The 22,716-nt window shown below is 68.8% G+C and carries 16 protein-coding genes and 2 pseudogenes; 9 read left to right on the top strand and 9 right to left on the bottom strand.

The genetic code is table 11. The annotated features are described in order from the left end of the window. The first annotated feature begins 20 nt into the window (after positions 1-20). The 4 genes from ACIOEW_RS31715 (at position 21) to ACIOEW_RS31700 (ending at position 6,851) form a co-directional block, all read left to right on the top strand. Complete coding sequence (locus ACIOEW_RS31715; protein ID WP_401967980.1) at positions 21-1,175, top strand: FAD-dependent oxidoreductase; 1,155 nt, start codon at positions 21-23, stop codon at positions 1,173-1,175. A 609-nt stretch (positions 1,176-1,784) separates the two neighbouring features. Beyond that, complete coding sequence (locus tag ACIOEW_RS31710) at positions 1,785-2,261, top strand: DUF4265 domain-containing protein (RefSeq protein WP_401967979.1); 477 nt, start codon at positions 1,785-1,787, stop codon at positions 2,259-2,261. Between the two features lie 465 nt (positions 2,262-2,726). Continuing rightward, positions 2,727-4,133, top strand: a complete 1,407-nt coding sequence (locus tag ACIOEW_RS31705) for a GNAT family N-acetyltransferase (protein WP_401968137.1) — start codon at positions 2,727-2,729, stop codon at positions 4,131-4,133. 585 nt (positions 4,134-4,718) lie between these two features. Further along, entirely contained in the window at positions 4,719-6,851 is a 2,133-nt protein-coding gene (locus ACIOEW_RS31700) for a Hint domain-containing protein (protein WP_401967977.1), read from the top strand. Positions 6,852-7,009: 158 nt separating this feature from the next. On the opposite strand, the gene tpg is transcribed toward ACIOEW_RS31700, so the two are convergent. The 5 genes from tpg to ACIOEW_RS31675 all read right to left on the bottom strand — a co-directional run bounded on the left by tpg (position 7,010) and on the right by ACIOEW_RS31675 (position 12,137). Beyond that, positions 7,010-7,564 (bottom strand): telomere-protecting terminal protein Tpg, encoded by a 555-nt coding sequence (gene tpg, locus ACIOEW_RS31695; protein ID WP_362556730.1) that lies wholly within the window; start codon positions 7,562-7,564, stop codon positions 7,010-7,012. A gap of 2 nt (positions 7,565-7,566) precedes the next feature. Then, positions 7,567-9,786 (bottom strand): telomere-associated protein Tap, encoded by a 2,220-nt coding sequence (tap, locus tag ACIOEW_RS31690; protein WP_401967975.1) that lies wholly within the window; start codon positions 9,784-9,786, stop codon positions 7,567-7,569. A gap of 15 nt (positions 9,787-9,801) precedes the next feature. Next, a complete protein-coding gene (locus ACIOEW_RS31685; protein ID WP_401967972.1) occupies positions 9,802-10,185 on the bottom strand; it encodes a hypothetical protein in 384 nt (127 codons plus the stop codon). A 594-nt stretch (positions 10,186-10,779) separates the two neighbouring features. Continuing rightward, positions 10,780-11,016 (bottom strand): hypothetical protein, encoded by a 237-nt coding sequence (locus ACIOEW_RS31680; protein ID WP_401967970.1) that lies wholly within the window; start codon positions 11,014-11,016, stop codon positions 10,780-10,782. Between the two features lie 617 nt (positions 11,017-11,633). Continuing rightward, positions 11,634-12,137: an NUDIX hydrolase gene (locus ACIOEW_RS31675; protein WP_362556737.1), complete on the bottom strand. Its 504-nt coding sequence runs from the start codon at positions 12,135-12,137 to the stop codon at positions 11,634-11,636. An 88-nt stretch (positions 12,138-12,225) separates the two neighbouring features. Here ACIOEW_RS31675 and ACIOEW_RS31670 point away from each other — a divergent pair. After that, positions 12,226-13,169, top strand: a pseudogene (locus ACIOEW_RS31670) (IS701 family transposase). 116 nt (positions 13,170-13,285) lie between these two features. Here ACIOEW_RS31670 and ACIOEW_RS31665 read toward each other — a convergent pair. After that, complete coding sequence (locus ACIOEW_RS31665) at positions 13,286-13,501, bottom strand: DUF6243 family protein (protein ID WP_362556740.1); 216 nt, start codon at positions 13,499-13,501, stop codon at positions 13,286-13,288. Between the two features lie 642 nt (positions 13,502-14,143). On the opposite strand from ACIOEW_RS31665, the gene ACIOEW_RS31660 reads away from it, so the two are divergent. From ACIOEW_RS31660 to ACIOEW_RS31645, 4 genes are all read left to right on the top strand, one after another. Next, positions 14,144-15,880 carry an immunity 49 family protein gene (locus ACIOEW_RS31660; RefSeq protein ID WP_401968134.1) on the top strand — a complete coding sequence of 579 codons (1,737 nt, stop codon included), beginning with the start codon at positions 14,144-14,146 and terminating at the stop codon, positions 15,878-15,880. 140 nt (positions 15,881-16,020) lie between these two features. Beyond that, a complete protein-coding gene (locus tag ACIOEW_RS31655) occupies positions 16,021-17,469 on the top strand; it encodes an NF041680 family putative transposase (RefSeq protein ID WP_401967967.1) in 1,449 nt (482 codons plus the stop codon). 57 nt (positions 17,470-17,526) lie between these two features. Beyond that, positions 17,527-18,401 (top strand): IS5 family transposase gene (locus ACIOEW_RS31650; RefSeq protein WP_362556754.1). Its coding sequence is split into 2 segments (ribosomal slippage): positions 17,527-17,917 and positions 17,917-18,401, totalling 876 coding nucleotides; the frame shifts between segments, so codons are not numbered across the junction. A gap of 88 nt (positions 18,402-18,489) precedes the next feature. Continuing rightward, a complete protein-coding gene (locus ACIOEW_RS31645; protein ID WP_401967964.1) occupies positions 18,490-19,056 on the top strand; it encodes a DUF4291 domain-containing protein in 567 nt (188 codons plus the stop codon). A gap of 670 nt (positions 19,057-19,726) precedes the next feature. On the opposite strand, the pseudogene ACIOEW_RS31640 reads toward ACIOEW_RS31645, so the two are convergent. The 3 genes and pseudogenes from ACIOEW_RS31640 to ACIOEW_RS31630 all read right to left on the bottom strand — a co-directional run. Next, positions 19,727-19,864 (bottom strand): annotated as a pseudogene (locus ACIOEW_RS31640) (transposase); the annotation flags it as partial. A gap of 50 nt (positions 19,865-19,914) precedes the next feature. Continuing rightward, entirely contained in the window at positions 19,915-20,376 is a 462-nt protein-coding gene (locus ACIOEW_RS31635) for a hypothetical protein (protein ID WP_362544905.1), read from the bottom strand. A gap of 707 nt (positions 20,377-21,083) precedes the next feature. Further along, positions 21,084-22,616 (bottom strand): alpha/beta hydrolase domain-containing protein, encoded by a 1,533-nt coding sequence (locus tag ACIOEW_RS31630; protein ID WP_401967962.1) that lies wholly within the window; start codon positions 22,614-22,616, stop codon positions 21,084-21,086. Positions 22,617-22,716: the final 100 nt, after the last annotated feature.

The raw sequence follows: 22,716 nt of genomic DNA, 5'->3' as shown, positions 1-22,716 counted from the left end.
CTGCACCAGAGAAGGGCCCCATGAACTCCGTAGCACCCGCCCAGGCCAGGATCAGCATCGTCGGCGCCGGACCGGGCGGGCTGACCTGCGCCCGCATCCTGCAGCGGCGCGGCATCACGGTCACCGTCTTCGACAGCGACGCAGGCCCCGACGCCCGCAACCAGGGCGGCACCCTGGACCTGCATGCCGACAACGGCCAGATCGCCCTGCGCGAGGCCGGCCTCCTGGAGGACTTCTTCAAGCTGGCCCGCCCCGAGGGGCAGGAAATGCGTCAGATGGACCCGAGCGGCAACATCACCTCCCACCGGGTGCCGGAGGCCGACGAGCTCTTCAAGCCGGAGATAGACCGTGGTCAGCTGCGAGACCTGCTGTTGGACTCCCTGCAGCCGGGAACCGTCCAGTGGGGCCGCGCTCTGGAGAAGGTCAGCGGTCCCGCCGACGGTCCCCGTCGGCTGCACTTCACCGATGGCACCACCGTCGAGACCGATCTGGTCATCGGGGCCGACGGCGCCTTCTCACGGGTGCGCCCCGCCGTGTCCCCCGCCGCCCCGCAGTACTCCGGGGTGAGCTTTCTGGAGGCATGGTTCAACGACGTCCAGAACAGCCACCCCGACATCGCCGAACTGGTCGGTCAGGGCGGCGCCCACGCAGCCGACGGCGAACGCGGCATGTTCGCCCAGCGCAACGCTGGAAACCACATCCGCGTCTACCTCATCCAGCGCGTCCCGGTCGACTGGATCAACCAGAGCAGCTTGACCGCCGGCGACACCGACGCCATCCGCGCCCTGCTCCTGGACCGGTACGGCCACTGGTCGCCCCGCCTGCGCCAGCTGATCACCGACAACGACGGCCCTTACATCCACCGCCCGATCCTGGCTCTGCCGGTCCCGCATACCTGGGAGCACAACCCGACCGTGGCCTTGCTGGGCGATGCCGCCCATCTCATGCCACCGCTGGGCGTTGGCGTCAACCTCGCCATGCTCGATGCCAGCGAACTCGCCCTCGCTCTCGCCGACTCCCCGACCGTCGACGACGCCATCCGCACCTACGAGCAGACCATGCTCCCCCGCTCCACCGAGACCGCCAGAATCCTGGAAGGCGGCGCCGAACACCTGCTCTGCACCGAACTCCCCGACTCCGGCGACCATGAAGACGGCAGCGCCATCCAGTCCTGAGCCCACGCAGGGCCTGCAGCCACCGGTTCGAGTAGCGCATCCCACCCGCGCTGGTGGGTCTTCCTCGCCTCGGTCGTCATGCGCGCGCTCCGTCCGCCCTGATTCCTCACCCCGAAAGCGAGGCCAAAGATGGCCGCGCCGCTGCCGTCCTGCCAGCCCCGGCGCACGATGCATCGGCCACTCGTCCAAGCCGAGTGCGCCCGCCGAAGCCGCGGCCGCGTCCGCTGCCGCCCCAGGAAGGCAAGCTGTACGAAGCCCCCGGATCGCGGCCCGCGCCCACGAGCTTCAGGCGCTGCACGAGCTGTGCCGACGTCGACGGCTGGCTCGCGCACGCCCTGGCCGCATGTCTCGGGCACGACCGCGCGCGATCCGGGTCACGCTGACGGATCGTGAGCGTGACACAGATGCCCCGCTCCCCTCGAAACCGTCACGCTCCCCTCCGAACATGCCCGTTGTGCCCGTTTCCTGGAGTTTGGAGGTTGTCCTCCGAGATCGAATCTTGCTCGTCTGCCATCGAAGCCTGCCACTCCAGTCTGATGACAACGAAGTTTGATCACGCAGGTCAGGCTCCGTGCTGGGTCCTGAAGGCGGACCGCTCATGATGACTTCATGGAGAATACGGTCGAGAAGATCAAGGTCTGGTTTCGGTTCGTCCCGCGCGAGGGCTGGTTCCCGCAGGACACCGAAGGACTTTGGGCGACGAGGCTTGGAGAAGACACGGCCCGCGTGGAGAATGCTCCGTTTCTTCAGGACGGTGTGGCCGAGGGCGACATCGTGCGGTTCGAAACGGGCCTCGACGGGCTCCACTGGGCTGCCGGGCGGGTCAGCTCCTCAGGTAACTGCACGATTCGGGTGGTGCCCGTTCCGTCCGGTCCGCTGGGCCGCAGCGCGCGGGCCGTACACCAACGCCTATCGGTATTCGGTCTGGGCGGTGAGGTCTTCAGCGCGGAGTTCCCCATGGTGGCCTTCACGGCACCTGCCGGCGCCGACTTCGGCGGGATCAAGAGGCTGCTGAAGCAGGGGGAGGAGGAAGGATGGTGGCACCACGAAATCGGCTGCGGCACGGAGGAGTGGTGGAGCGCATAAAGCCCTACGGGATGCTGGGATGCTCTCTTGCAACGAATCTTGTTCAATTGCCACTGAAGTCTGACGGACCGTAGTTCCCTGCCACCGAAGCTTGAGCACTCGGGGCGAGTGATGGTCCCGGGGTGTGGTGGGAGCACCTGCGCGTGTGTACGGGACGAAGCGTTCTAGGCCTTTGAGCCAGGACTTTACGATTCCTGGCTGGAGCGGGACCGGCTGATCCTGCTGGACCGGGATCCGAGCGTTCGCCGGAATCGCCTCGCACGCGTTCTGGCTGCGCTGGCACGACGGAGAGCGTCCCCGCCGGACCGCTTCGTACATCTTGCGAACGGACGTGCCCGTGTGGCCGATGTCCGGGCCGGTGACCAGATCGAAGAGGCGGCCGCGTAGGCGTCCGCAGCGACGGAGCGGGACTGCCTGGCGGTGGGCTGGGAGTTCGTAGGGGTGGGAGCGCCCAACCCGGTGCTGATGGCGAACATGCGGTGGCTGGCCCGCTACCGCAGGACCCGGGCCGCCCGTCGGCGGGCCCAGACAGATATTCGGTTGCTCGCCTGCGGGGTGACGGCTGCAATGTCCGGCATGGTGACTGAAGTTCGCCCCCCGCGACACGACGAGATGGCTGCGTACTACCGGGCATTGCCGTTCGCGAACGGGTTGCCGAGCTGGGAGCCCGAGGACGCGGCGTGGCACGGCGGCCCGGAGCCGTGGCCCCCACAGCGCACGCCTGCGAGTGTGGAGCAGCTCGAGAGGATGGCCGCAGCCGACACCAAGGATGAGTCCTTCCACCCGATCGCGACGTTCGTCGACGGCAGGTGTGTCGGCGCTTCGGCAACCATTTCCTTCGAGGTGACGGTTCCGGGCGGGAGAACGGGGATGATGGCCGGCGTCACCGCCACCGGGGTGATGGCGACGCACCGCCGGCGCGGGTACCTGAGGCGAATGATGCAGGCCATGTTCGACGCGGCCCTGGAGCGAGGCGAGCCGTTGGCGATGCTCAGCGCGAGCGAAGGCAGCATCTACGGGCGGTTCGGATTCTCGCCCGCGACCTACCGCACCCGGTGGGAGCTGGCTCGTCACGAAGCCACCCTCCTTCCGGCAGAGCCCGATCCCGGGACGCTGGAGCTCGTCGACGCCACGCAGGCGAGGAAGGCCTGGCCCCTGGTGCAGGCGGATGTGTGTGCCCACCGCGTCGGGGAACTCAGCCCTCTCCCCGGACGCTGGGACGGGCTGACCGACGAAGCAGACGGCACGAACGGGCCGCTGCGTTATCTCACCCACCGCGACCAGCACGGCAATGTGGACGGAATCGCCAATTTCCGGCTGCCGTGGTCACCGACCACGGACCATGCCGGGATACTCGTGGTGGAATCCCTGGAGGCGACGAACCCGGTGGCCTACCGCGCGCTGTGGGGACTACTGATCGACTTCGATCTCACCAAGACCGTCGTGGCGGCCGGCCGGCCGCGCGATGAACCCCTGCGGTGGATGCTCACGAACCCGCGGGCGATGCGCATCACCCGGCAGACGGACAATCTTTGGGCGCGCCTTCTCGATGTCCCTCGAGCCCTGACGCAACGCTCGTACCTGACGCCCGGCGTGCTGCGGTTCGCGATCGGCGACGACCGGATGTGCCGGGCGAACAACCGAACGTGGCGTTTGAATGCAGACGGCCCCATGGTGACGTGCGTTCCCACCGACGAGGCGCCAGACCTGACCATCACGCTCTCAGCGCTCAGCTCGCTCTACTTCGGGGGCATGTCGGCACGCCACCTGGCGTATGCGGGCCACATCACTCCGCACGCCGACGGTGCGATCGGGCAGCTGGCTCGGATGTTCTGGACCGACGCAGAACCGCACAACTCCTTCGGTTTCTGACGAGTCGGTGTGTGTCGGGTCATGTCTTCTGCCGGCGTACTCGCGTGCGTGTGTGCAGAGGTGCGTACGGATGAACGTGCAGAGCAAATAGCCGCCCAAGGCGCTCATTGCCCCCGCTCCCGGCTTCGAGCGAGACCCTTGGTACGGCACCAGTGCTGCGGCGGCAGCCGCCCCGGCGACAGCGGCTGCGAGCGTCGTGACGACGGAGGGCATTCCGAGACCGAGGCCAGACCGACCTCGGTCTTGAGGTGCCGAAGCACTTGGCGTGAAAGGAGGTTGCCCCTTCCCTGACTTGCGGTGGAGAGTATCGCTCTCCAGGTCGCGGCGGGAGCTGGAGCTGTCGGCGTGCCCGGAAGGGGCCTGCGCCGTCACGAACCCGCGACTGCCGAGTTCGGGGGGCACATGACAGCGCCGGGGCAGGACAGCGGTCAGGGTGGACAGGGGGCCCAGCAGCCGGGCAACGGTCCGCACATACACGGGGCGTACGGACCGCCGCCGGGGGGTCCGTGGCCGGGAGCGCCGGCACCGTCGGGCCGACCGCCCTTCCCGGGCGGACAGTTCGTCCCGCCACCGCCGTACCCGCCGGTGCCCGCCCACGCACCGGGGCCCGTACGGGGGCGCAGCCGGCTGCCGCTGCTCAGCGCAGGCGCGGGGGTACTCGTCCTGGCCCTGCTCGCCTGGCTTCTCTTCGTGGGCGACGATGACAGCGAGGGCCCGGTCGCCGACGGCAAGGAGTCCGCGAAGGCCGATCCTCGGGTGCTCCAGCCCTACCGCCTCGCCCTTGCCGGCCTCGCCGTCGCTCCCGGACTGCGTTACAAGGACGAGTCGCCCGGCGGCATGATGAAGCGCGAGGCCACCGTCACCTCGGTGGGCAGCCGCTTCGGAAGCAGTGGCTTCGGGCGAAAGGAACTCGACCGTGAGTTCCTCAGTGTCGGAGGCAAGACCTTCACCCGCTGGCGTGTGGACCCCGCTGCCAAGAACGGCGCCCGGAAGCCGAGCGTGTGGGACGCCGGAGAGAGTCTGGACTCCGGACTCAGCGACGAGCTGACCAAGCACAGGCCCTCGCCACCGGAGCTGGCGAACCAGTTCTTCGAGGCCCTGGCCGAACTTGAGCAGAATCCCCCCGTCGGCGGCTACAGCTCCGGTTCTCGCACCGTGGGCTCCACCGAGGCGCAGGCGCTCGACACCTCCGCCGGACAGCTCGTCATCACCCGCAAGGAGCCCTTCCGGGTGCTGAGGCTGGAGCCGCCGAGCGGATTCGTGCCAGGTGCGGCACCGTCCCGGTCTACGGGTTCGGCGTCGTACACGACCGTGCGTACGGCGGCCGATCCCGATGACACAGGCCCCTTCGACGGCGCCGACACCCTGGCCCTGGACGTGGAGCCGGTCGCCGAAGCCGACGCCCCCGCCATGTACGACACCCTCGAGAAGCAGACCAGGGAACTCGGCAAGGCGAGCGACAGCGGCATCTCCCTCTCGCTGAACGGCTCCGGGACCGTCCGCTGCAGCTCCGGCGGCTGCACCGCCGCGAGCAGCTTCTCCGGACAGGTCGCCAGCGACGCCAAGTCCCGGCTGGTGGGCGGCCAAGTCACGGCCGTGATGACCTCCACGTTCAGCATCGACGGTCAGTCCGGCGGCAGTTGCACCAGCCCGCCCGGCACCTTCTCTCTCAGCGGATCCGGTGTCTCCGGCAGCCTCACCTGCTCCAACCCCGGCGCCGGAGCCACCTTTTCCTCCGTTGAATCCCGCAAGAAGGCCGAGGCCCGGGCCCGCTCCCGGGCCAGCGGCGGACGGGCCGTGCAGTATTCGATCCCGCTGCGTGCCAACTCACTGATCAGCGCCCGCGCACTGGCCACCGTCGAGGTGAAGAAGCTGGTCGCGCAGGTGCGCAAGGAGCGCAAGCGGCCCCCGTGCTCAACCTCGCACAGTTTCCCGGCAGGCACCCCGGTGCTGCTCGCGAATGGCTCCCGGCGCCCCATTGAGGAAGTCCGCTCGGGCGACCGTGTCCTGTCCACCGATCCGGTACGTGATCTCCGTGGTGCGCAGCGGGTAACCCGGCAGATCGTCACCAGCACCGACAAGAACTTCACCAGGCTCGAACTCGCCACCGCTGACGGCCCAGCGGCTCTCACGGTGACCGACAACCACCCCTTCTGGTCACGGACCGCGAATCGCTGGAGGAACGCGTCGGAACTGAGGGCCGGGGAGAAGCTGACAGGTGTCGGCGCCTCGCCCGAGGTGGCCGCGGCAGTCGACGTTCAGGGCACGCGGCCCACGTACGACCTGACGGTTGAGGGCATCCACACGTACTACGTGCTGGCCGGCACCACACCCGTGCTGGTGCACAACAACAACTGTCCGTTCGGAATGGATGCCGCCTCGAGCTCCGGCGCGAGGATTGACCCTCACGCCAAGGGCGGTCGCCATACGGTGGCGGGACGTGCTCTGGAGAAGCACGTCAACAAGAAGGGGGGCGGGAACCCGCACGGGTGGCCCACCCCGTCGGGCAAGAAGGACCCCGCTGCGTGGAACGCCGTCGGGCAGGACATGCTCGTCAAGATACTGACCCACCCGGGCGCCCGCGTGGCCCCTGGTCGCGGGAACATCAACGGCAGGTATCAGGACGTCATCGACATCCGGATGCCGGACGAACGCGGGGCACGGTTCGACGTGAACGGCAACTTCTCTGGGTTTCTCGACCCGTACGCTGCGCCTTGAGAAGCGAGGACGAGCAGTACCGAGAAGGCTACGTGTTACTCAAGGAGCTGCTCGGCGCCCGAGCCGACCGGCTCGCCGGCTCTCTCGACCGCCAGCACTCAACTCGCCAAAGGCAACGCTCGCTCGCCTCCGGCGAGTGCCGCGCGATACGCCCTGAATCAGTAGTCCAGGTCGAGGTAGTCGATGTCGTTGATGGCGACGTCCGAGATTCCCGTGGCGCGGCTGCCGCCGTCTTGGAAGTACACCTCCTTGAATCCTTCGGCGATGATGCCGCGCATCTGCTGGTCGTCGGCTCCGGCGTTGCCGGCGTCGAAGAGTCGTTGTGCATAGGCCGGGGGGAGGTGCACGGTGAGGCGGCGGAAGCGTCCGTCGTCGGTGGTGCCGATGGGTGCGGTGTAGCCGAAACGGGCTCGGGTCTCCACGGTGATGCCAGTGGTGGCGGCCCGTTTACGCCGGCGTTTGCGTACCTGGGGCTGCCAGCGGGTGCGGACGGCGTCGTCGATCTTCGCGGCGATGTCCTGGGGCGGGTTCTTGCGGGCGCCTCGGCGGTAGCGGTTGACGGAATCGGCGGTGACGCCGAGCTCCGCCGCGACGGCCCTCGCGCTGCCCAGTTGCCTCAGCAGATAGCTGATCCGGCCTTTGAGGGTAATGGGTGGCTGGCGGGTGAACGCTTCGCGGTCGGCGCGCTCGATGGCGTCCTGGATCTCCCCCACGGTCATTCTCCTTCGTCCAGGACGGCGTCGCCGCCCTTGATGTGGCGGGCGGGGTTGAGGCTCTTCTCCATGAGGTCGACCGTCCAGAGCATCGTCTGGACACCTTCCAGTTTGGCCAGGCCCGGGCCTGGGCCGAGGCGGAAGCCTCCGAGCTGGGGCTTGCCGGTGGTGGTGTCGTAGGGCAGCAAGTCGAGGGGGCTGTCGCCCGGGCTGGGGTAGACAACACAGTCGGAGAGCACGGCGAGTGGGTACAGGCCGGTCATCTTGACCATGTTGCTTAGTTTGCGGTGCATGTTGACGCGCGCTTTGGAGATGACGGCGGCTCGGATGTCGGGGCGCCAGGTGGGGCGCTGAAGGGCCGGCCATGGGTCGCCTTGTTTGTAGTTCTTGCCTTGTGGGCGCTCGCGTAGTTTGCCGACGCCGCCTTTGACCGTGGCTTTGATCGCGGTGAGGACGGCGGCCAGGGCCGGGTCGGTGTCCTTGTGGTGTTCCATCGCTGTCAGGAACTCGGTGTCGGTGAGGTCTTTGGTGACGCCGAGGTCGGCGAGGGTGTCGACGTAGGCGTTCTTGAGGCGGTCGTGCCACGGGTCCAGGTACGCACCGGTCTCGCGGCGCAGGAACGCTCGGGTCGGGGTGATGTGGTGGCCGAGCTCCTGGGCGTAGGCGAGGGTGTGCGTCTGGTACCAGGCCGGTCCGGTCGGGCGGGTGCCGTCCGGGGTGAACGGCGACGGCAGGCGGGGATCCAGCTCGATGTGAGAGAGGTCGGCCAGCCAGGAGCCGGGGATCTTCGGGTTGAAGGCCGGGTGGTGGAAGTGGTCCGGGGCGGACAGGCCCACCACGAGGCGGGCGGAGGCGGCGAGGAAGGCGGTGTTCAGGTCCAGGCCGACCGCGTACGGCAGGGTGCACTCCTCGTCGGTCAGCAGGTCGACGTCGCGGACCCACTGATAGGCCTCCTCGTCCAGGAACCCGCCGTCCCAGCCGGAGTTCACGACTACGGGATGCTCTGCGGTGGCCTCCGGCGGTGCCGGGTCCACCGCCTCCGAGCCCAGCGAGCCGGGGTTGTAGCCGGATACCCAGTTGCCGGTTTCCTTGTCCTGCACTGCCCGGGTGGGCGGGCGCAGCGCGGTCATCAGTTCCAGGCCGCAGACGGCGGTAGAACCACGAGGGGTGATGACGCGTCGGGCATAGATACCGAGGACGCGGGCGATGTCGGCCGGATGCATGTCGGTGACGCCGGGCCAGGAGCGTTCGTCCAGGGCGTCCCAGGACAGGACGGCGAGCTGGACGCACTGCCGCTGGCCGGCGGTGGCTTGGCGGTAGATGCGGGCCCAGGGGCCGAATCCGCGCTGGGTGAGCTGCCACTTCTCTTTGGTGACCTGCTTGATCACGGGGTGGTCGGCGGGCAGACGCAGGGAGCGGCGCTGCTCATGACCCTCCAGACGCTCGGGCAGTCCGAACTTCACGGCAGCCGTGGCGGTGAGCACGATCAGCGGGTCGGAGTCCCTCCCGCTGCGGTGCAGACGCGGTGCGCCGAGCCCCGACTCGGTGAGTGTCCATTGGACGAGGTCCGGGATCGTGGTCGCCGGACAGTCCAGGACGATGCCATCGGTGCCGTAGGCGGATCCGTCGCCATCCACAACGGCGAGCGGGCCATGGGGGAAACGCGGATCCAGGGCGGGTGCCGCGGCCGTAGCGCTCTTCGTCGCTGAGGCATGGTGCGGCGGCGCTGCGGCGCGGGTGGCGGGGCGGGGAGGGGCGGCAGAGGGGCCCGCAGGGCCCTGCCGAGCCGGGACACCGGGGGCAGCGGGTTCCGTGGGTGCCGCTGGGTCGGTGGGTACAGTTGGGTCGGTGGGTACAGCTGGGTCGGTGGGTACAGCTGGTTCTGTGCGTGCAGCGGGCGCAGCCGTGGTGGTCTGGGCGGCTTGCGCGGGAGGCGTTTGGGCGGCGGGCGGCGGGGTGGTGGCCGGGTAGCGGTGGGCGAGGCCCTCGAGGAGGCGCCGGTAGGCCTGGAGGCGCTCGCCCTTGGGTTCGGCGCGGCCGGCTTCCCAGGCAGCGATGCTCGGCACGCGCACGCCCAGTGCCTGGGCGACGGCAGCCGGTGTCAGCCCGGCCGCCTCGCGCAAGCGCACCCGTTCGGCCGGGGCGGGCAGAACGGTGCCATCGTCCACGGCGGCGAGAAGCGAGTCGATGGCCGTGAACAGTTCTTCGGGCTGGTTCGTCATGTGTGTGATCTCCCGTTACCGGACGCCCTGGCGAATCTCTTCCAGGCGAGTCACCAGCCGCTGATACCGCTGGGAGGCCGCCTGGGAGGAGTTCAGGCCCTGCTGGGCGGCGATCTGACGCCAGTCCATGGTGCGGCGGCGCGCCTCGAAAACGACCTCGGTCTCCAGCCGGTCGAGTTGCTCACGCATCGTGTCGAACAGGCCCAGGGCCGCACCGACCTCGTTGTCCGTGACCGCCGGTTCCTGCCCGCTGCCACCCCGGTCGGTAGCAGCTGCAGTGAGCAGCCCCGCCACCAGCAGGACATCCCGCTGCAGCTCCTGTGCCGCCGTCGGCTGCTCCCCTGCTCCCCCTAGCGCGGACAGGAGGTCGCGGGCCTGCTCATGAACATCACGTGCCATATCCGTCACTCTACCCCGCACTGGCAATGAAACAACGATTTGTTGTTCCATTGCGAATCGGCCGGTCCTCTCACCCCCGGCGCAGTCCGCCAGGGCACCTCACTCGCCGTCAGCGCCCTTCTGCCACCCTCGTGCCGGACATGAGAGACAAGCAGGCGCAGGCGGAGAGACGGACCAGGCTCACGAACCGTGCAGCGTATTGAACCTCACCCGGACCGGTGATGCAGTGATGCGGTGCCGACAGCCCAGCAGGTCCGCCCCGGCTTGCTCGTCACCACGCAGTCCCCCAGCTCGGTCCACCAGGCCGAGACTTGGCTGTCGGGCGCCTTGAAGCCGAGGCCGAGGTAGAACCTTGCTCAAATGCAGCCTCTCAGGCCGCTAACAGGCCGAGGAACAGCTGCCGGTACCGCGTCTCGCCTGCACGGAGCTGCTCGGCGTTCGCACGGTGACCCGCGCGGATGCCTTGAGCGTGGGCCCCACCGATGTCAGCATCGTGGCCTCAACTGTGCGCGTACGGGGAGGCCCGGACAGCAGCAGGATGGGGCAGCAACCAGACACGCCGGGGCGGCCGGCCTTCACCTGTGTCTAATGCCCTCAGCCGCCGAACTCCACGGCTTCGTCCGCAGCCGGGCCCACGGCGTCCACCTTCATCAGACGGCTCGCGATCGCTCCTTCACCGCGCCCGAACATTTCCGCCAGAGCGGACAGTGAGACTCCCTGGGCACACCGGTTGAGCAGGTCCTCCTCCTCGTCGGGGGTCCACCGCTGGTAGGCGTTGCGGTGAGCCTGCCGCTTCTCGAGGACCGTATAGGCCTTGAGGGGCTCCGCCACGGCAGGCCGGGGAGCGGCGGGTTGTGCGGGTGTGGGGCGGGGCGCGAGTGCGAGGGCGAAGAGTCTCCAGCGGACGGAGTTTTCACTGCGTCCGAGCTCTCCAGCCAGTTGTTCAGGGGTGCGGCCTCAGGCCCAAAGCCCATCCCCCGCCCTGCCACGCGACCGAGCACCTCCCTTGATACGGACACGGCTGGAATTCCGCGTTCCGGCTGCCACATGTCCGGCATCAAGGGAAAAACCTGACGAACAGTCAAGCAGCTTGCCTTCTACGGGTCCTGCGGGACGGTCAAAGCCACCGAGACCTCCCGTACGCGGCTGACCTGTACACGGAGACGCAACCTCCTCGACCGGTACGTCGCCGCAGAACAGCGTGCGGCGTCGCGTGGGCGCCTGCTGCGAGAGGGACAGCCGCTTCGCTCTCCCCGTCACTGACGTCAGATACGCCACCGCCTCCACCCTGCCCGGCGGCCAACTGCCGTTCCTGAATGCGCTGCGCGGCACCAGCCACTTCGCAGCACTTCGCCCCGCCGGACAGATCCGACGGGGCGAAGCAACCGGACACGGATCATTACTCCGGCCGCAGATCGCGATCTTCACTCGTCGCCCGTTGTCCGGCGTCACCAGCGGGCGACGAGCGTCTCTTCCATACCCCGGTTGCGATACAGCCATGTGGTCCCCGGCGCGATGGCCCCGGTCAGATAGCCGACGATGGGGTCCCGCTGCGTTGCGCTGTCCAGCTCGCCGAGCAGCTTCAGTGCGTCGGGCAGGGGGAAGAAGGCGGCCCGTTTGATGTCGTCGTCCGTGGGCGCGACGTCCCCCGACCACGTGTCGATCTCGAAGGCGACGGCCAACGCAGAAGGGTGCTGCTCTGAGTCGATGTGCATGAGGAATGCGGTCCGTACAGGGTTACCCACCAGCAGCCCGGTCTCCTCCCGCAGTTCGCGCCGGAGGGCTTCGTTCATGAGCTCGCCGTCCTCCACTCCTCCACCGGGGAGGGACCAGAGGATCTCTCCGTCGATGCCGAGGCTCTCTTGCACGAGCAGGATCTCGTTGCCTTGGCGGATGATGCCAATGACCAACTGCACCCGGGGTTCTGGGTCCTTCGAATTCTCCGCCGTCATGCAACAGACCGTATGCGATGGCCGGTTCGCCGTAGCCCGGGCCGACGAGGAGACGGGTGCGGCCACCGTTGATCATCGCGAGGTGGCCGTGGGCCGCATCGCGGGCCGGTTCGGCCGGGTTGAACCCCGTCTGCGGGCCGGGCAGTCGGTGCAGGGCCTGCTGTCGGAACTGCCGCGCAAGCACTGCTGGACTATCACGGCATGGGCCGGGGAGAAGACCCCGCACGGCATGCAGCATCTGCTGTGCCGGGCGTCCTGGTACGCCGATGCCGTGCTGGTCTTTGACGGGACCGGCGATGTGAAGTGGTCCCTCGCCCTCGGGTCCAGCGCCAGTACAGCGGCACCGCCGGCCGGATCGAGAACTCGCAGGTCGCCGTCCACCTCGTATACGCGGGCGAGCGCGGGCACGCGGCGATGGACGGGAGGTGTACGTCCCACGCTTGTGGACCCGGGCTCCCGGACCCTGAGCGTTGCAGGGCGGCGGGGCTCGGCGAGGACACCGTTTTCGCGACCAAGCCCGGAACTGGCCCGCACAATGATCGAACGATTCCTGGACGCCTGGCACCACATCGGCTGGGTGACCGGCAACGAGGTCTACGAGGCAACCCGAAACTGAGGGCGGCCCGGCCCCAGAACGACGCGGCCTGGGCTATGTCCTCGCGGTGGCCTGCTCGGCCGAACCGGCCACCGGTGCGGGCAAGTACCGCGCCGACGCGCCGGCCAGGAAGCTCCCGAGGCGGGCCTGGCAGAACCGTCCGCCGGACGCGGCGCGAAAGGCCGTCGGTCCCACGGCTGCGCCGTCATCGGCCTCACCGACCCGACGCCGGGCCACCGCCGGCTACTGATCCGCCGCAACCATCGACATCGGCGGAATCGAGCCCGGACGACCTGATCCCGCTGACCGGCCACAAGATCCAGCGCCTGCTCTTCGCCGTCGCCCTCCAGGCGCCGCACAGCGTCGCCCACCGACTCGGCGGGTCCGACTGGCCACGCTGCCACCAGGCACGATCACGGGCCAGTCGTTACCGCTGACCTACCGCAACCCGGACATGACGATCACGATCTGCAGCTGGAGTGTCACCCCACGGCGTCCGCACGTCGCGGCCGGGGCCCTGCCCCGTGCGGTGCCGCCCTGCGATGGAAGTGCGTCAGCTCTGCGCGGTGTCGTCGCCCGCCTGCTCGGCGCCCTCAGCTGCGCCCGCCTTCTCGCGCATCTTGCGCACCAGCTCCGCCTTCTGGTCGGCCGCACCCTGGCGGTCGAGGTTGCGGTGCGGACCGTTGTTCTGCCGTTCGGCGCGGGACAGCCTCTTGCGCTGGCCGCCGCCCATGCCCACGGGGTTGTTGATGTTCTTGCTCACGGTCACGGGTTCTCCCGGTAATGATGTGAAGTGATCTACGGATTCATCGGCAGAGGACGGACGGCCACGCCGAAGGACGTCAGCAGGGGCCCGTCACGCTCTCACTCGTAAATCGGCGCCTAGAAGAACATGACAAAGACGTTACCCGGTTCCGTCGGTCCCGCGCGCCAACCTTTTCGCCGTCCCGGCGTCGGCCGGGCCTTCGGCGAGCGCCCGGGGGCAGCCGTTTCCCTCCGGGAATCTGAGCACCACCAGCACCCGCCGGTGGTCGCCGCCCGCCCACGGCAGGAACCGGACGGGCGTTGCTCGGCCGCCTCGGGCGTTGTCAGCGGTCGCGAGCCCACTGACGGCATGAGAATCATCTCACTTACGCCCCGCTGTCACGGCATGACCTTGAGGTCTGCCAGAACGGTGTCTGCGCCCTCGCATGTGCGGGTGGGCGGCGGTCAGCACCTCGCGGCCGTCATCCTGATCGTCGCCGGAGCGGATGTTGATGTCACCGGGCCCGGAACAAGGAGCTCGTCGACCTGGGGTCTCGGCGCGGCTACAGCCCTGCGCCCGGCAGCGGCGGGCCTGTCAGATCCCGCGCCTAGGCTGTCCGCAGAGATCCGATCAAGGAGCAGGGCAGTGCGAATAGAGCGTCACCAGGTGGGCGGGCCCGTCGTGTCGGCAGCACGCGAGGACTTCACGAACCGCATCGGGGGCCAGGTGCGGTCCATGTCGCGGGCCGGCCGGATGACCACCTACGAGTGGCAGCTGATCGCCGAGGAGTTCCTCGACTACCTGGGCGCCCTCTCCGTCGAGACACCTGACCTCGACACTGCGGAGGCCAGGGCAGCCCTCAAGGACGCCTCCGAGGCCGCGGCCGGCGCCGTCGCCTACGCGGCGTACCACCCGCACTGCAGCTTCCATGTCTTCCTGGAGTACGTGAACTTCGGCATGAGCTACGACCCTGGTGAGGACGCCCCCGAGGAGCGCGTCACACCCGGGACGTGGATCGACGCGCTCTGCCTGTCGGTCCTCAGGGACAAGGCCAAGTGGCACGGCGAGGCCTTCCATTTCGCCCGGACGAAGTTCGCCGCTCAGGTGCAGGGAACGCCCGCCGGCGAGCTCGCCACAGGTCTGATGGCCGTGGTTCTGGACGACATCGGCGACGACGAGGAGTACCCGCCGAGCGCGCAGGCCAAGCTCGCCGCCCTTGACGCGGCTCTGGGCCGCATCCGTATCCGCGCCGGGGAGACGGGCAAGCCTCTCCTGGACCGGCCGGACAGCGTAGCGCTGCATACGCTGCGCGCGCTGGTGGCCGAGGACCGGGAGGCCTTCGATGCCGCGCTGGCCGACCTCCTGGTCAGGCACACAACCCTGCACGGACCGGCGGCCTCCCCGAGTACCCTTCTCCCGCTCGTCCCCATGGCCCTCGCCGGGCTCGCGTACCGGACCCTGGGCTGGGCACCTACCGTTCGTACCGGCTACCTCCCGCACGCGCTGATCACCGGTTTCGAGACCCGGGGCCCACGGGTCGCGGAGTTCGGCCGGGACCGGCGGCCGGACGCGGTGGCCGCGCTCGCCGCAGGCCCGCTGGTGGTGGAGCGGCCGGCCTTCGACTGGACGGTGAGCCCGCAGATCGAGGCCATCTATCAGGAACATGCTCGGAAGGCGCTCACCCCCGTCGACGGACAACCTCTCGCCGTCCGGCGGCTCGGCAGCGTCATGGCTGATCAGGAGCGCCTCTTCAAGTGGCGCGCGGGAATCCCCGGCGGCTCCACGGACGCCCGCCCCGCAAGCCTTCGGCTGGCCTCGCAGATGGGGGCCACCCTGTTCCGCATCGCCTTGGCGGAGCCGGGCACCGAGGTTGAGGTGACCATCGACGGCCGCACGCTGCGCTATCCGGCCGTGCGGGGCGAGGAGACCGGCGCCGGCAACTGGCAGAAGGCAACCGCCTTCGCCCTGATCACCGGCGAGCGAGAGGACCTCGCCCCCTTGGTCCTTGCCGGCCCTGCCTTCGCCCGCCCGGACGGCTCCGCCTTCACCGCGTATCGCGAAGCCCTCCACGCCTACCTGAAGGGCGCCGATACCGAAGCAGCCGCGCAGCGGGCCCTGCAGCAGGCCGAGCGGGCCAAGGACTGGGGCTTCGCCATGCCCCCGGCCGTACTGCTGTCGCAACTGGTGGAGGGCGACGAGGAGAGCTTCAACCTGGCTCTCGCCGACGCGCTCGAAGCCCACCGCGCCTACTACCAGGTCGCCGACCGCGCCGACGATCCGGACGCCTCCGTCAACCTCGACATCCTGGCACTGGCCTGCCATGCTCGCCGCCGCGGCTGGAACATCCGCGTCGAATCCCCCTACCTTCCGCAGGCCCTCCTCCAGGCCGCCGAGCCCTTCTAGCTTGATCTTTAACCTCGGGGTCCGAACGATCTCTCGTACTTGATCACTCGGACTGGTAACTGCGCTACACGCAGGCGGCCTTCGGCTGAGCATGTGATCCGACCAAGGAACACACAACGCTCAGCACGAAGGCCGTGAAGATGAGTCTCCTGCATCACGTTGTCCGGCAGGATCCATTTGCGGAACTGTCACGCTTCCGGGGTGCGTTCTACTCCTGTCTGACCAGGCGTGCGGATGCGCTGTTCGAACTGGCGGACGCTGTGCTGTGTGCGGACGGGCCGGTCCGGTCGTTGGTGGAGCTGTCGCTGGTGGGGGAACACCGTCGTGGGCACGGTGGGCTCTACGACGCACTGTCCGCAGGGCGGGTGGATGTGAGCCGACTGCGGCGAGCACTGGCCTCGGTCCCGTTGCCACGGGCAGCGGACGGCCGGCTGGTCCTGGCCGCCGACCTCACCTGCTGGCTGCGGCCCAGCGCGCACACCTCGCCGCAGCGGATCCTGTGCCACACCTACGGACGGGGCAAGGACCAGCACATCCCCGTTCCCGGCTGGCCGTACTCAGTGATCTGCGCGCTGGAATCGGGTCGCAGTTCTTGGACCGCACCACTGGACGCGCTGCGTCTGGCTCCCGGAGACGACGCCGCGACCGTCACCGCCGGACAGATGCGGGACCTGGTCGAGCGGCTGGTCACCGCCGGCCAATGGAACGACGGCGACCCGGACATCTGGATCGTGGTGGATGCCGGCTACGACGTGCCCCGCCTGGCCTTCCTGCTGAAAGAACTCCCGGTCCAGGTGCTGGGCCGGATGCGCTCGGACCGTGTCCTGCGCAGGGCCGCACCGCCACGCGAACCTGGTGTCCGGGGCCGCCCACCCCGCCACGGCGGCGAGTTCGTCTTCGGTGACCCGGCCACCTGGAACACCCCGGACGCACACACAGTGAGCGAGACCCGCCTCCACGGCACCGCGACCGCACGGGCCTGGGACCGGCTCCACCCGAGACTGACGCACCGATCGGCCTGGACGGCTCAGCTCGGTGCCCTGCCGGTCATCGAGGGCACCGTGATCCGCTTGCAGGTCGACCACCTGCCCGGCGGTGCGACACCGAAGCCGGTCTGGCTGTGGTGGTCGGGCACCGACGCCACCACAGCCGAGGTCGACCTGCTCTGGCAGACATTCCTGCGGCGCTTCGATATCGAGCACACCTTCCGCCTGTTCAAACAGACGCTGGGCTGGACCTGTCCGAAGATCCGCCATCCGGAAGCGGCCGACCGCTGGACCTGGCTGATCCTTGCCGTATTCACCCAGCTCAGGCTCGCCCGCCCGCTGGCAGCCGACCTCCGACGCCCCTGGGAGAAACCGAGCCCGCCCGACAGGCTCACTCCCGCCCGGGTCCGTCGCGTTTTTCGGCACCTCCGCCCGCAAGCCGCCTGTCCCGCCGACGCACCGAAACCCTCCCGCCCCGGACCAGGAAGGCCACCGGGCCGCAAAAACACCCGGCCCACCCCACGCTACGACGTGCACACCGTCGGCAGATCAAGCACGAGACAGAAGAAGTCAACGACCCCACGACCCCGCCGCACAGGTTAAAGATCAAGCTAGGGCGTGTATCGAAAGTGAATCTTGAGCATGAGATGATCTTGATTCCTGACACGTGGAGATCTGACGGACGCGCAATGGACGGTGCTGGAACCGCTGTTGCCGAAGGGCAAGAAGCCCGGACGGCCGCCGACGTGGGCCAGGCGCCAGCTGGTCGACGGCATACGGTTCCGGGTCCGCACCGGCATCCCGTGGCGGGACCTTCCCGCCGAGTACGGGCCGTGGGGCCGGGTGTACGACCTGTTCCGCAGGTGGCAGCGGGGCGGCACCTGGCATCGGATCTTCACCGCGCTCCAGGCCCAGGCCGACGCGAAAGAGCTGATTACCTGGGACCTCAACGTCGACTCCACGGTGTGCCGGGCCCACCAGCATGCCGCCGGGGCGAGGAAAAAGGGGAGCTGCAGAAGGAGCCGCCGGGCGGCGTCACCGTCGAGCCGGACGACCACGGGCTCGGCCGCTCGCGAGGTGGCCTGACCACCAAGCTGCACTTGGCCGTCGAACAGGGCCAGAAGCCCGTGTCCATCGTGATCACGGCCGGGCAGCGGGGCGATTCTCCGCAGTTCGAGCCTGTCCTGAACAAGGTCCGTGTTCCGAGGCTCGGGCCGGGCAGGCCGCGCACCAGGCCAGACCAGGTGCGGGCCGACAAGGCGTACGCCTCCCGTCGCAACCGCGCCTACCTGCGGCGGCGCGGGATCCACTGCACCATCCCGGACAAGGCCGACCAGGCCCGCACCCGCAAGAAACGCGGCTCGCGCGGCGGCCGACCGCCGAAGTTCGACCCGCAGGATTACAAGGCTCGGCACGCGGTCGAGTGCGGCATCAACCGCCTCAAAAGACACCGGGCCGTGGCCACACGCTACGACAAACTCGCGGTCCGCTACGAGGCGACCGTCCTCGTCGCAGCCATCAACGAGTGGCTTTGAGCAGCACATTCGAACCGGCCCGACTGGGGGGGGCGGTAAGGAAAAATTGGCTCGCCGTGCCAGCGGACCAGATGGCAGGGTGCGGCGCATGGCGCCCCAATATGAGATTCGTGCCGACTACGACGCTCGCACGATCGTGGTCTATCAGGCGTACTCGCCTGCCATCGCTGACGCGGCACTGCGGGCGGGCCGCTTCGTTGCGCCGTTCTCGTTCCACCGGATGACGTGGATCAAGCCGTCGTTCATGTGGCTGATGCACCGTAGCAACTGGGCCCGCAAGCCCGGTCAGGAACGCGTTCTCGCGGTGCGGCTTACTCGGGAGGGCTGGGAGGAGGCCCTGTCCCAGGCCGTGCTGACGACCGCCGACCCGGCGGCCGTGGCCCAGGCAGCCGTACATGTCCAGTGGGACCCGGAGCGCTCGCCGCGCGGAGCGGCACTGAATCACTACAGCATCCAGGTCGGCATCGGCCGCCACCTGATCCGCACGTTCACCGACGACTGGATCGTCAGTCTCACCGACCTCACCCCCCAGGTCCGCAAGGTCTCGGCACTGCTACAAACCGGGCGTGCCACCAAGGCTCAGCGGCTGATTCCTACAGAGCGCGCCTACCCACTGCCCCGGACACTGGAAGACGTCGTTTCTCCAGGTAGATGACGGCGGACTGGTGTGGCCGCCCATGGTCACCGTACTACGAGCGCTTTCGATACACGCCCTAAACTTTTTCTTTAACTACCGTCGGTAGCTGCTTCGACTAGCTTCACGAGGGGCGCCAGGATCTGTGGCAGGTCGTTCTCGGAGGTGAGCACCGGTTGGTCCTGCCAGGTGTGTTCGGTTCCGGAGTCGATGAAGAGTAGTGAAGTGGCACCCGATTCCCAGAGGAACACCATCCCCGTGCGCTCGTCTGATTCCAGTGTGAGGCTCACTGCCGTGGCCTTCGGCCGCCCTCGGGACGGGGTTCCTGGAACGGGCCGCTTCACCGCAGAGCTGATCCCCCGAGAACGAAGCTCGTGTTCATGTGCGGCATGCCAGTCCTTGAGCCACTGAGCGATCTCTGACATTGCGCCCCCATGTGGGCCTCGAACGGCCGTCGAACTTGATCGTAAGCCCGACAAGCACCGGACGCAGGAACGGCCTTCGTCTGATCATGTGCTCCGACCAAGGTGCACGTGACCAAGACGAAGGCCGTGAGGGTGAGTCTGCTGCCTGTTGCTGTCCGGAGGGAAGCGATCGCGGAAGCGTCAGCCTTCCGGGGTGAGTTCTATGGGGGGCCTTGACCCCGAATCCTGAACACGGGTTATGCGGCTTGTGCCAGCGTAGTTGGTGCTGCCCTCACCCAGTTCCGCAGCGTCTCCGGATTGATCCCCAGATCGGCGGCGACCGACCTGATCGTCGCTTCCGGCCGCGACCCGTACAGCGCGACCGCGTCCGCCTTGAACCCCGGCGGGTAGTTCTTCATGACCACGAGATGTCCGTCCTCAGATCCGCAGGATCCAGTGTCTCGTGTGTCCAACATCAGGGGTCAAGGCCCGTGGTGCCGTTACCCAGTTGTCCCCACTCGTTGTAACCCCAGGCCAGAACGTTCCCCGTGGAGGTCAGCGCCAGGACAAAGTCGTCGCCGCTGTCGATCGCCGTGACCGTGACGCCTGCGGGCAGGTGCACCTCCACCGGCACAGTGCTGTTGGCGAACGTCCCGTCGCCCAACTGCCCCTCGGTGTTCTGCCCCCACGCCAGGACCTGGCCCGCTGAGGTCAGAGCCACGGAATGGCCGTAGCCCCCGGACACCGCCGTGACGCGGGTGCCTTGCGGCAGCGAGGCCGAGATGGGCACGGTACTGCCCGGCGTGGTACTGGGAGCGGTAGTCCCGTTGCCCAACTGCCCAAAGGTGTTACGGCCCCACGCCAGGACCTCACTGCCCTCAGCCGTTTGTGCTGCGGCCAGAGGCGCGGTCAGAGCGGACAGGCTGAGCGCGAGCACCAAGGTCGCAATGCGCGCGCGTACCCGGTTTCGCGGTCGCCGTGATCTCGGAAGAAGAGTGTCTTTCACAACGCCCGTCGTACACGTCCTTGATGGACGACAGCAGGTGACACAGCGTGTCCCCCCTCGAAATGACGCAGGCCATGCGCCATCTGATGCGCAGCAGAAGCGACTTATCGTACCGAACCGCTCTCGACTGCTGATCAGTCGTATTAGTTCACGGACACACCTTCCAAACCCGGTGAACCTATGCGGTCACAGCACCAGGGACTGGCCCGGACGCCCGCGCGAAAGCGCCGGCCCGACGTCCGCTCCGTGCCTGGACCGGGTGCGTGGCATCGGGCGGGCGGGGCAGGGTGGCGGCAGCCGCCCGCCTTCCGCGCGAACAGCGCCGACCTCGATCCGGGGCGTGGCAGCGCGGTCACGGAGCAGGCCGGCATCGGCTCGACGGGGCGCGAGGCTGGCCTTCTCGCTCCTGCGTGATCCGCCCGCTCTTCGCCACGCCCCCGACCGTCGGGACTCGGCGCCGGGGTGAGACGGACGAGCGAACGCCAACTGGTGGCATCACGCGTGGCCGAGGACGACCACCGGCGCCGCGGCCTCGGCAAGGACCTGTACAGCGAGCGCCGCCCGACGGCCCACTGTCCGCCGACCGCTGCCCCGCGCCGCGGTGATGCCGGGGGGTGGGTCAGCGGACGGCCGGTGGGTCAGCCTCCGATTCCCGAGTCCTGCGCGGCGGCAATGATCGCCGCCGCGTCCTCCGGCAACAGGTATCCAGCGTTGACGGACATCTGCGCGGCCGTGCGCACCTTGCTCACGTAGTCGGCGTGGGTCGGGTAGAGGCGGCTGAGCACGGGTTCCGCGGTGGCCGGGAAGAGCGGGTCGGACGGATCGCCGTCGTCGTGCCGGTCCCAGGCGTCGGCGTCCCCGTTCCAAGGGTCGCGGGCACCGTAGAGGCCGCAGAAGACGCCGCTGCCCGTGGTGTCGCGCGAACCCGTGAGCGTACGGGTGGGCACCGTGACGTCCGGCAAGCGGACACCGCCGGTGGCCAGGCCGGTGGCCGGGTCACGCAGGACGGTGCTCAGCGGCTGACCGCTCGACGGCCGCGCACCGCCCCGCGCCCATACGGTCAGGTGGCGCAGCGCCGCGTTCATCGCCCAGTGACCGGGCCCGTCGTTGAAGGGAGCCGAACCGGCGGCGCAGTCGGGCGACGGCGCGGCCGAGCCCGCAGACTTCTGGACGGTCTGGCTGCCGACGTCGAAGGCCCACTGGTCACCGTGCGCGGTTCCCGCAAGCTCCCAGTGCACGACGCTGCTGGTGTCCGGCTGCCGTGCGGTCGCGGCGCCCGGCACGTCGGTCTCCGTGAGCACGACGAACGTCGGCACCGCCAGGTCGGTCCTGATCCGGGACGGGTTCGGCATCAGCAGGGTGTCGGCGAGCACCCCGCTGATCGGCGAGGCGATCGCGCTGTTGCTGTGCACCATGAAGCCGTCGTAGACCTTGGACACCGGCTGGACAGCGTTGACGTACGTCGTCATGAAGCCCGCCGACTGCGACTCGCCGTCGGCGAGCAGCGTCCGGACCGGGAGCCCGCCCAGCGGGTTCGGCCCGTTCGGGGTGCGCAGCGCCTGGCCCGCCTGGGAGAAGATGTCGTAGGCGAAGGCATCACCGGGGTGGACCAGGCTGCCGTACCGGGCCGGATCCCAGCCCGTGAGGCCCTTGATCTCGCCCAGCCCGCCGTTGACCCCGACTGCCTGCGCCGAGACTCCGACCCAGGCGTAGCCCTCACGCAGCAGCTCGTCCCGCTCGAACCAGTAGTCCGGCGAGAGGTCGAGCTGGCCGCTGACGTTGAGCCACTCCACGACCACCGTGCCGTTGAACTTCGCCGGATCGGCGGGGCGGCGTACCAGCAGGCGGCTCTTGTAGGCGGCGGTGCCGGACGCACGTACGTTCCACCGGCCGTCCGACGTCCACAGGCCGGACTTGGCGTATGACGTGGCGGTGCCCGAAATGAAGTACTCGCTCTCTGTGTAGCCGTACGAGCCGAGGTCCTCCGCCGCGGCGAGGAACGGGAAGCCGTGACTGCCTGCGGGCGGGACGGTGACCGTTGGACTCGCAGTCGCGACGGAGGAAGCGGTGGCCGGAGCGGCGAGCGGGGTGGCGAGGAGGGCGCCGCAGAGCAGCGCCCCCAGCGCGGTGGCGGTGACGGACCGCCGGGATAACCGTGCGAGCATGCGCATGGAGTGCCTCCGTGAATGCGTGTCCCAATGAGCTGAGACCGCAGTCTCGACGGACGACGACGCGCTGCCATCGGCGAAACCACCGGCGTCCCAGGAGCGG

The organism is Streptomyces sp. NPDC087901 (assembly GCF_044742205.1).
Lineage (GTDB): Bacteria > Actinomycetota > Actinomycetes > Streptomycetales > Streptomycetaceae > Streptomyces.
This window is presented reverse-complemented; position numbering and strand designations above follow the sequence as displayed.